The sequence below is a fragment of the Proteiniphilum sp. genome, from assembly GCF_034927365.1.
Taxonomy (GTDB): domain Bacteria; phylum Bacteroidota; class Bacteroidia; order Bacteroidales; family Dysgonomonadaceae; genus Proteiniphilum.
This window is the reverse complement of the sequence record NZ_JAYFQD010000026.1, coordinates 1-10,551: the sequence shown is the minus strand read 5'-3', so window position 1 is coordinate 10,551 and position 10,551 is coordinate 1. Positions and strand designations below refer to the sequence as shown.

General features: G+C 40.1%; 7 protein-coding genes and 2 riboswitches. All 7 genes read right to left on the bottom strand.

Annotation, left to right across the window (positions count from 1 at the left end; translation table 11 throughout):
• Window positions 1–213: riboswitch (cobalamin riboswitch) on the bottom strand.
• A 37-nt stretch (window positions 214–250) separates the two neighbouring features.
• Window positions 251–1,510 (bottom strand): hypothetical protein, encoded by a 1,260-nt coding sequence (locus VB073_RS14540; RefSeq protein WP_323404919.1) that lies wholly within the window; start codon window positions 1,508–1,510, stop codon window positions 251–253.
• 88 nt (window positions 1,511–1,598) lie between these two features.
• Window positions 1,599–2,810 carry a leucine-rich repeat domain-containing protein gene (locus tag VB073_RS14535; RefSeq protein WP_323404918.1) on the bottom strand — a complete coding sequence of 404 codons (1,212 nt, stop codon included), beginning with the start codon at window positions 2,808–2,810 and terminating at the stop codon, window positions 1,599–1,601.
• 66 nt (window positions 2,811–2,876) lie between these two features.
• On the bottom strand, window positions 2,877–4,376 hold the full coding sequence (locus VB073_RS14530; RefSeq protein WP_323404917.1) for a hypothetical protein: 1,500 nt from the start codon (window positions 4,374–4,376) through the stop codon (window positions 2,877–2,879).
• Window positions 4,377–4,410: 34 nt separating this feature from the next.
• Window positions 4,411–5,676 (bottom strand): hypothetical protein, encoded by a 1,266-nt coding sequence (locus VB073_RS14525; protein WP_323404916.1) that lies wholly within the window; start codon window positions 5,674–5,676, stop codon window positions 4,411–4,413.
• 64 nt (window positions 5,677–5,740) lie between these two features.
• Window positions 5,741–6,961, bottom strand: a complete 1,221-nt coding sequence (locus VB073_RS14520; RefSeq protein ID WP_323404915.1) for a cell surface protein — start codon at window positions 6,959–6,961, stop codon at window positions 5,741–5,743.
• Window positions 6,962–6,965: 4 nt separating this feature from the next.
• The gene (locus tag VB073_RS14515; protein ID WP_323404914.1) at window positions 6,966–8,132 is read right to left on the bottom strand and encodes a YncE family protein; all 1,167 of its coding nucleotides are present in this window, start codon (window positions 8,130–8,132) and stop codon (window positions 6,966–6,968) included.
• Entirely contained in the window at window positions 8,129–9,994 is a 1,866-nt protein-coding gene (locus VB073_RS17515) for a TonB-dependent receptor (RefSeq protein WP_416349555.1), read from the bottom strand. Before VB073_RS17515 ends, VB073_RS14515 begins: the two co-directional genes overlap by 4 nt.
• A gap of 415 nt (window positions 9,995–10,409) precedes the next feature.
• Window positions 10,410–10,551: riboswitch (cobalamin riboswitch) on the bottom strand. This riboswitch is flagged as partial in the annotation.

The following is a 10,551-nucleotide window of genomic DNA, read 5'->3' as shown; positions in this document are numbered from 1 at the left end:
TGAAACTTGGTGATCTTGGCAGGTCTTCTGACTTACTCCCGTGCCGGACGCCTTCCCATCCCGGTTTATCGGAACAGTGGCAATTGTGGTATTTGTCCGGCACGTAAGCGGAGCTTACAGCAGCGGGTCTGTTCAGGATTTTCACCTGATTCCCTTTTCATCATTCACTTCGAAGCCGTTGAAGTGAACAACACCAAAATTCACTGCAAAGATAAGGTTTTCTTTTGTATTTTGTCGAATAACTTTTCAATTACTCCCTTACACACCGTATTGAAGCGGCGTTGCTTTTCCCTATATAAGCCGTACTACTATAATTGGATAATACCTGATATGCATAAGCAAAACCGGGAGTTGGTTTCAAATAGTCCACCTCTTCTTCCGGGCTTGAGATCATGGGAGTGGAGCTCCAGATATAAGCCATTTCACCTGCCCATATCAATGATCCTACCGGAATTTGTGGTTCTATATGTCGTCGGACTCCTGCCAAAGGGAAGACACCCAGTCGGGAATAGGGAGTACTGGCGTTATCGAGCCTGTTCCATGGAGATAGTCTATTTTTATAGGACGGTACACGCCATCCTTCAGGACAAGGATCAAATACCCCTTTTCCGATATTAGTACCCCAAAGGGAATTGTCGGTATTCTTGGTATCCCACGATATGAACCATTCTTCGTAAGGATTTGATTCTTTTCGGTCATGCATAAGTAGGGCCAAAGGGTTTGTGATAGCCTTATACAGATTATGTACGGCCTTGTCAATAGAAATAGGCGTTGTATGTATCCCTTTTCCAGGAATGGATCCTGTTTCTTCCAAAATATTGCCATCTATATCATAGATAGTACGGCTATAATATCGAGGTATGGTATTATTGAATCCAGCCTTTAAGTCACGATCACCCGGAAAAGGTTCTTTTCTTCCCCATTGGTATAGCAAGCCACACGCATCAAGACTATCCACATAAGTCAGCTTGATACCTGAAGATATGGCTCCCAAGTTGCGATCCATCCATATATAATCGCTTATTCCGTCTCCATTATTATCCCACTCATATGTTCTACCATTTATATTATTCTCAGGAACATAGTTTGTAACCCACAAATGCCAACTCCAACAGATTATATCATCTACCTTAAAAGCAATAACAGCATTTCCGGAGTTGTTGGAAAGAGTAACAGTAATCTCGGAGTATTCTATCTCATTTTCTGTCAGGACAACACTTGCCACTAAATCCTTCCTGTCCTGCCATAGTAGAGTAGCGGAAAGAGTGGCTTCGCGTGACAGCTTCGTCCTTAATATATCTTTATATTGTTCCCAAACGGCATACGCTTTGATTACCGGGATAGTAATTGTTTCGCCGGGTTGTACCATATACGAATTAGGCAATGAAAGAGCTCTAAAATATTCTTCGGGCTTTGGTGCGGCAATCGTATCCGAAGTAGATTCAGGCTCTTCCGGATAAATCACCGGATCATCATCACTCTCATATCTACATGAACTTATAGTTACCATAATGATAAGACTATATAATAACGATATGGAAGAATAAAGAAACCTCATAAAACCGCAATTATTCTTATATTTCATCCAACTGTTCATATTAAGGCATTCCAAAAATATTTTTACCATCATTGAATGCTTCTGCCCAGGATTCTATTGCTTTATAAGTTTCCACACTTTCTCGTGGAACATAAAGTTTTTTATCAGGATTCGTATTTTCCCATATATCAGAAATCTCCAATGGCACTTTATTATAACAGTATACTTCGTTGATACCCAAACACCCGAAAAAAGCTCCGGCTCCAATTGCCATCACACTGGAAGGAATCACGAGCTTTCCTTTGATATTCCGATGATTAGCGAAAGCCATCGCCGGAATTACGGTAGTACCCTCGGAAATAATTAAATCACCACTAAGGCTGGAAGGAAAAGAATGCCTTCCCAATAAAACTAAATTTGCAGGATAAATCAAATCACCCGTTAATCCGGTACAACCGGAAAAAGCGAATTCACCTATTGATGTAACACTATTGGGGATACGTAATGACCCCGTAAAAAACAAACATTGATAAAAAGCATATTCTCCTATTGTTATCAATCCGTCCGGCAGGTTGAGGTTTCCTCTTAAATTATAACAGTCATGAAAAGCATGATTCCCGATTCTTTTTAAAGTCTCAGGAAACGAAATTTTAGTAAAGAAATGCTTGAATTTTGCCGGATCATAGAATGCGTTGTCGGGAATCTCTGTTATTGTCGTCCCGTTCAGATCGAGAGTGGATAATTTATTTACTTTATCTCTCATATACCTGAAGTCATCTCTATCGGGTGATCCAAATAAGATAATCTCCTCAGCATCAATAGGGACAATGTCCTTCATATCCCCTCCTTCTATATAATAACACTTTTCTACATCCTGATTGGCAGAAGATAATTGACCTATAAATGCATCTACAGAGAGCGTGTCGGTACTGTTCGCGATTTTGACCATAGTCCATCGGAAGTGATGATTATTAGGCTTTACGGAGAAGATAATTTCTTTATTATTAATATCTGCCTGCACGAAACTCAACCAGTCTTTGGCTTCATCAGGGACTTCCACCACAAAATGTTTGATATTGGTATTTAGCGCGACAGCAAGCTCTCCTCCGTTTCTTCCGATAAAAGTTTGCTTTCGCTCTTCAAGAGATATTATTTCCTCTAAAAAATCATCCTCCTCTGTTATAAGAGTGGGCTCTGTGTCGTCACTGCAACTTATAAATATTGAAAATAAACTTATTAAAGCCAGTGGCAGTATCAATCTTCTTCTATTCATCTAAAAACGGGAAATGGGTTAGACAGCGCCAGCTATCTAACCCGGTTATTTCTATATTCTTTCTAATTACGGTTTTATAGTTTCTATTGTTTCACCTATCATATGCAGGTCATACGCGTTTTTTATATCACTATCGGCTTCACCATAATACATACCTCTTTCAATAAAGGTGCCGGTATATACTTTTACAAAATCGATACCCGGAAGATTCACATATTTACCATCACCATCAACAGCCCAGGCAATGTCGATTGATGTACCTACCTTATTTGCATCACCCACATTACAAGCATAACCATAGTCAAACGGTTTATAGTTTGCATCGGATGACTGATCGGGGAACATACCATTCATGACAATCGTACTACGTAATTTTGTCAGATTCTTGAATGTGATTTGTTCTTCCTGATTGCCTCTGTACCACAAAGGATAAACCGGACTTGCATCGGGTATCATTTTCTTGGTGATATAGCCTTCTTCTTCTTTATTTGTCGTCCATTTCAGGTAATTGTCACCCATTTGAAAGTTTTCTAAAGGTTCTGTCGGTTTATAGTAGGTAATATCTATACCACGCACGGTTTGCACATGGTGGTATTCACTGCCGGCAATTTCATACCATTCGTCATCTGCTTCTCCATTACCGTTGGTATCATAAGAGACCATAATCACTCCGGGGCGCGTATTATTTGTTTTTCCGGTAGAACTGGTAATGCGGAAATCCCTCAAATCGGGTTTATTAATGACTGTGTGGTCAAATCCGAAAATAATATATCCACCAAAATCTCCTAATGATACAAACTGATCGGCTGCCAGTCTGTTTTCAACAGTCTCTATCACCATTTCTTTAGTGGAACCGGCATTGCCATAGCTTGATACCCTCCATCCCGGGGCAGGGGTATATTCATATACTTTGGCTATTTTCTCGGAATAGGGTGTTTCAGGTCCGCTCACAGTAACTTCAGTATAAAGCGTTTCCTCTACATTCCCATCCTTAATATGGAATTTCAGTTTGTATTTCCTGGCATTTTCCCTGATGAAAGCCAAATCTTTAGTCTCTGCCAATAGCGACTCTTTTCCATCTTCGGCCACTTCATACCACTTATATTCCGGCGCTTTTTCATATCCGGTTATTTCCGGTGATATGACCTTGATTTTATATGTTTTTACTGCAAACTGAGATTCCAGATTGGCCTTATCTTTTACTTCACCTTGTTCAATCTGTATTTCGATAGTCTTTCCGGACTCAACCTGTTTGATAATCACCTTTCCGGTACGTCCTTCTCTGAGAAGGTTCTCGGAAACTTCAACCGATAGGCTTGCCAGGTTAATTTCTGCCACCGCCCACTCGGGAAAGGAAACGATTTCAAATCCTATCCGCGTACCATTCAGGGTCGAGATAACATTGACAGAGAAATTCTGTCCCAAAGAAGTAGTTGTCAATACTTTATCCTCATTAGAAACAGAGAATTCATACTCCATGACAGGATCATCATCGTGATTGCATGAAGGCAGTATAAAACTCACTGCCAGAAACATCATTGCTAACACATAAAATTGTTTTTTCATCTTGTGATTGTTTTAAAAGTGGTTTATAAATTATTCAATCGTTATTTCTTACACATCGTACAGACATGGCGGTACTGCGTGACGTCACATCTATTTTGGGTTTTGTGGCACCCAGATAATCTTTATGGATGTTCAGGTAGCGTGCATTGGCTTTCTTATTGACAACAGCACAATATATACATGACTGGAACCCCGAATTCTTCAATGCTCCGTTGTTGTAAAGGTACCTGAATCCCGCACAAGGAAATACTCCCAATTGAGAATAGGGAGAATTAGCCTCGTCAAACCCTTGCCATGGCTGTGATCCATTTTTATATGCAGGTACACGCCATCCGTCAGGACAAGGATCAAAAATTCCTTTTTTCCCATTCCAATCCCATAATGTATCATCAGGGTCGAGAAGTTCTGAAGCAAACCAATCGTCATAAGGCACGTCAATGCCTTTCAGATAAATCATCGGATTCATTATTGATTTGAGCAGGTTGGCTGTCCCACGGTCTTCATTCGTTTTTAAGGTATATACCCCCTCCCCAGTTTCTGATCCCGTTTCTCGTAATATTTTTCCCATCATGTTATAAATAGGGTGGCTATCAAAATTAGGAGGATAATTTTCGGTTGTATATCTGAATGTTCTGTCCCCGGGCAGTGGATCCTTACGCCCCCATTGGTAAAGGAGCCCGCTGGCAGCCAGACTGTCTTCTTTGGTGAGTTTATTTCCATTTGTTTCGGCTCCTAAATTGCGATCCATCCAAACATAATCCGATATGCCATCTTCATTATTATCCCATTGATAGGTTCTGCCATTGATCTGATTTTCCGGATCGTAATCTGTAACCCACAAATGCCAACTCCAGCAGATTTTATCGTCCGATTTGAGGGCTACAACCGCATTCCCTTTCTTCCTTGCTGTCTTTACGGTAATCTCGGAATATTCTTTCGCCTTCTTGCTAAGATTCACTTCGGAGACAAGTGCCGGCTGATCCTGCCATACAAGTGTTACCTGAAGAGTTGCTTCCCGGGATAGTTCACTTTTGATAACTTCTTCATATTGTTTCCAGACGGCAAAAGCCTTCATTACCGGAAAGGTGACCGATTCCCCCGGTTTCACAATGAATGCATTGGGATTGGACAGTGCAGCATAATATTCGGCGGGTAGAGGTTCTGGAACGGGGTCCGGCTCCGGCTCTTCAATTTCAGGATGAAGAACCTGTTCATCATCGTTGCTATAACTACAATAGGTGAACAATGTCATACATACTGTAGATAGTATAAGTGATACAATTAGAAATAACCTTTTCATATTTACCCCTGTTCAAATCATTGACCATTATTTCCTGAACGACTTCATCTTGGAGTGGGAGAGTCTATTGCCGGCCTATATGCAGGTCCTCCGCACAAAATAGTTCGGTTGAAGTTTCTCCCAGCCATCCTAAATATTGGTTCTGCGCGGTATACACTTTAATAAAATCAATACCCTTCAGATGCACCCTCTCTCTTGTTTCAATGCCTACCGCCCAGCTTATATCAAAATGGTTTCTTTGATTACCTTCGCTATCCACGGCACCGTCGGGATAGTTATCCACATAAGCTCCACGGGGAAACATAAACTGGAGGTAGTAAGTACCATTCCCCGAAACGTCAGAAGCATTGTTCGGCAGTCGTGTCCCCCGGAATACCATTTCATCATCACTTATCCACTGCGGATAATAAGCCTGATTATGGAATACATTCTTCATAACATATCCCTCTTTTCCCCGGTTATCGGTCCATTTTATATATGTCTTATCGGAGATTGATCCTTGTCCCGGATCAGGATATTTATCGGGATTGGGTCTGTAATATTTTATTTCATAATCCATATAGGCAATTTCCTTCGTTACATCGGGATACCAGTCTATTTCATACCATGTATCATCCGGAATACCGTTTTGGTTGTCATCGAAAGCGACAAGAATAATCCCCGATTCACTGCTACCTACTTCAAGACCAGGATGAGCCCCACTATTGAAAGCGTTTCCCTCTATATAAAAATCACGTTTATCTTTTATATTCATTACCGTATGATCGAATCCAAAGATGATATATCCTCCGAAGCCGCCTAAGGATACACCACGACGCACATTACCCCGGATACTTTCTTCTGCCTTTCGCCTCATAGACTCTTTTGTATCACCAATCACATATCTGGGCATATCATTAATAAATTGCCCCGGTGCAGGTCGATATTCATATACCGTGGATATATAGGGGCTGTATTTTCTTTGCTCCTCCACCACAAAGACAGTGATGTCCTCATTCACAGGGGTAGTTTCATCTAATATCTTAAAATTCAGGTGATATGTACCCAATTCAGATTCCAGGAATGTATAGTCTTTTTGATTACTCACTACGGATTGGTGGCCATCCGGCGCTGTTAAAGTCCATTGATATGCTTCCCCTTCGAGACCGGGACGCAAGAAAACAGCCTTCATCCTCGGAGCTATATAGGCATCGTCCAGGCCAAGGCTCACAAGAGGAGCAAAGTCGGTTTCACACGAAACAAATGTGAGAAACAGAAGTATATAAAAACCAATTCTTGCTTTCATCTTCCTATTTCTTTTCTAAAAATACCATGTGTGCAGGAATATTGCCTGTTCGAATGCTCCATCGTTTCCGGCCGGTAATATCGTAACAATGAAGTTGACCACTCGACACATAATTTCTTGCATCGGTAATATAAATATCATTTGAGACAGGATGTATGGCTATACCATAAGGAACTTCTATTGTCTTGTCTGTTCCATCGGTAATGAAATTGCGCGAAATCACTTTCTGTTCGTTTACATTGATAAGAGCATAGGTGACGGTATTTTTATTGCTGTTTCTATTGTATTCCACGCTATAGATATAGAGTGAGTCTCCTTTTAGCGCCATATTACTACAAGGAACATCCAAGGTTTTTACCTTTCGATATACTCCTCCGACTCTATCCAACACAAATAGATTGGATGAAGTTGTATTATAATCCCCTCTTGAAGAAACCCACATTTTACCATACTTGTCCATTTTTAAGCATTGCAGGTTGATACCGGCTTCAATCTGGGAATCATGGTTCATTTTACTTGAATAGAGAGTCACCACCGATACGGTATTATCGTAGTTCGGTACACGGTACCCCCCGGAATTTGCCACATACAGATGATTATCGTCTATCACTATTTGTTCGGGTTGATAACCGACAACCACTTTATCCACTATGGTATTTGAACTGAGATCTATCTTATAAATAGCTCCCTTTCCGGCATGTTGGCTAATGCCTACCGGCACATCATATGCACTCACATACCCATGATTATCTTTAAATTTTATATACCTGCAATTCGGGATTTCTATCTCAGCTATTTGTTCACAAGTATAGGCATTCAGCACAATCACTTTATTGGAACAATTGATCACAACATATAATTTACCTTTATGCACCTGGATATCATTTCCTACATCTCCAAGTCCTCTCGAATTTTCAGGGTTTTTCTCAGCATATATATTTCGGGCATAAGTAGCTGTGCGGTAATCTACAAAGTCAAGAGTGGACGTATTGGTACCCATCGCCCCTTCATTAAGTAGATATAACCCTATAATCTTAGTATTGAGGTCGGGAGTCATTCCGACGATGGATTCATACTGGGTCGGGGTCACAAGCTCATCTTTGCGGCATGATACCACAATAAGAAAAGAGCATATGATGAATAGTATCTTTATTTTATTATTTTGTATCATAGTTCTATACTTATTAAGAAACGATAACTTGTCTTGGGCATCGGATAATTGAGTATAACATCGTAATTCTGGCTAAAAAGATTATTTATTTCAACGGAGAATTTCAAATGATTTTTCTGTATTTTAATTTCTCTGGTTAAAGCCAGATCATTTGTATACCAGGGTTGTACATGATTGAAATAAAAATTTTCTTGTTGACTATAACGTTCCCCGGTGTATATGAAACTGTAGAATGCTGACCATCCTCTATATTTGAAGGAGACCATAGCCGATCCTGTATTCCACGGGATATAAGGTATCTGATGTCCATAATAGGAATCCTGAGGGTTACTAAAATCCTGGGCCTTCTCGTAGGTGTATTGGAGTTTCAGATTCAAAAACATCTCCTGCATAATCTCAAAAAGATTACCCACTGACGCATTTATTCCTTTCACCTCCACTTTTTTCAGGTTAAGTCTGGTCCATTCAAATTGATTACCTTTTGGATAAGCAATTATCTTATCTATTACATCATGGTAATAACCGTTGACCTCTATGTCGAAATGTCTCCAAACAGGAATTTTCAGTTCTTTCTCATATTTCACCCCCACATTATACTGTGTAACATGTTCAGGTTTCAGATAGGGATTGGCCATGTCAGTATAGTAAAGATCATTGAAGGTAGGCATCCGGAACATCTGTCTGAAATAGGGATTCAATGTGAGCGCATGCCCGTCGAAGGGTTTAAATGAAAGAAAAAAGGCCGGAGTGAAAAGGGACTTATCTTTCAAATTTTCATTGCGTCCTACCTTATGACGTGCCAGGTTCAAAAGAGTACTTGCCTGTGCTTTAAATTTCCAGAATTCAAAAGAAGTAGCTCCGGCTATCAATGTTGTATAACGGATTGGCTTGGGAAACATTTCTTCTTTTTCGGGTATATTGTATTCTGCATCTAATGTATTCCATTGAAAGTCGGTGGAGAAAGATATATCCCAATTGTCCAGTATTGAATATAGGTTGGCAAGGGATATGTACATTTCCTTTTGTCTGTATTTACTATCTGTGTCATATTCTTTGTTGTCGTAATTCTGGTAATGGGTAAAATCGGATGCATATTTTATATTCAGCATTGAGCGGAATTGAGGAGAGAAATCCTTGTTGATTGTTCCTTGAATAAACGAATTTCTGTCCCAGAGACGTTCTCCTTTACGAAAAGTATTATTTATAATTGCTCCGGGAATACCTTTCTCAGAATTATAATTATGTCCCCGGATAGTCCATTTCCCTCCTTTGATTAATCCATACAATCCTACTTCCAAACGGGTCGCATTAATATCTCCATTTTGCCTTACAGCCGTAGTATCATATACCAGTGTACCTGCCTGATTTCTACGCCGATAGGCAAACTTATACTTACCATCGGCATTGATCCACTCGCCGCTAAAAGAGGCACTTATATCGTCCGATATCTTATATTCCACCAACATGGACGGATTAAAGAGCCCGAACGAACCGGACCGTAATGAAGCTCTTATATTTCCTTGCTTCTCTCCTTCAAATTTGGGATGACGGCTTGTGATATAAATTGCGCCAGAATAGCCAAAATCTTTTGCCGATTGAAGTATCTCACTTTTCTGTCCACTATAAAGTGAAATTTGTTCTATATTGTCTAATGAAAACCTGCCTAAATTGACTTGCCCATTCTGGGTCGTAAGTTGTATCCCATCATAAAAAACATTCATCTGGTTCGTTCCGATGTTTCTGGTATCTAAAGATCCCAGACCTCCTATCCCACCATAATCTTTCAATTGAATTCCTGAAAAAAAGCGGATGGCATCTGAAACCGAAAGTGTATTGAAACTTTCAATGTCTTTATGGATCATAACCCTTGCCGGAATAACTTCCTTGCCAATCTTTTTTCCGATCACCAATATATCATCCAATATAATATCCCCAGGTTTATGCAGAGAGTCCGGGGCGTCTTTCTTGCGAATGATAGTTGAATCGGAGATGTTATCGACAATGGTTTGTGATTTTGACTTCTGGGCATAAACCGGGTTCATGAAACCGAGATTTATTCCCATTAAAATAATGAGTAACAAAGAAGTCTTTTCCAGAATTCTAAGAAAACAGATATAATACATCCTTAAGCTAATTGAATGTTGCCAAATAGCTTGCAGAAAATAGATAATAGAAGATTCAACTGATAAACAATTTCCATATAAACCAGAAGCACCTATACAAAACACCAATTGGAAAGGTTTTTCCATATCGTCTTCAGCTCTATTTCCCGAAAGCTTGAAACTTGGTGATCTTGGCAGGTCTTCTGACTTACTCCCGTGCCGGACGCCTTCCCATCCCGGTTTATCGGAACAGTGGCAATTGTGGTATTTGTCCGGCACGTAAGCGGAGCTTACAGCAGCGGGTCTGTTCAGGATTT

Excerpts from the sequence above, each read along its gene's own strand:
- VB073_RS14540 (WP_323404919.1), bottom strand. The coding sequence starts at position 1,510 with ATGGTAACTATAAGTTCATGTAGATATGAGAGTGATGATGATCCGGTG.
- VB073_RS14535 (WP_323404918.1), bottom strand. The coding sequence starts at position 2,810 with ATGAATAGAAGAAGATTGATACTGCCACTGGCTTTAATAAGTTTATTT.
- VB073_RS14530 (WP_323404917.1), bottom strand. The coding sequence starts at position 4,376 with ATGAAAAAACAATTTTATGTGTTAGCAATGATGTTTCTGGCAGTGAGT.
- VB073_RS14525 (WP_323404916.1), bottom strand. The coding sequence starts at position 5,676 with ATGAAAAGGTTATTTCTAATTGTATCACTTATACTATCTACAGTATGT.
- VB073_RS14520 (WP_323404915.1), bottom strand. The coding sequence starts at position 6,961 with ATGAAAGCAAGAATTGGTTTTTATATACTTCTGTTTCTCACATTTGTT.
- VB073_RS14515 (WP_323404914.1), bottom strand. The coding sequence starts at position 8,132 with ATGATACAAAATAATAAAATAAAGATACTATTCATCATATGCTCTTTT.
- VB073_RS17515 (WP_416349555.1), bottom strand. The coding sequence starts at position 9,994 with ATGATCCATAAAGACATTGAAAGTTTCAATACACTTTCGGTTTCAGAT.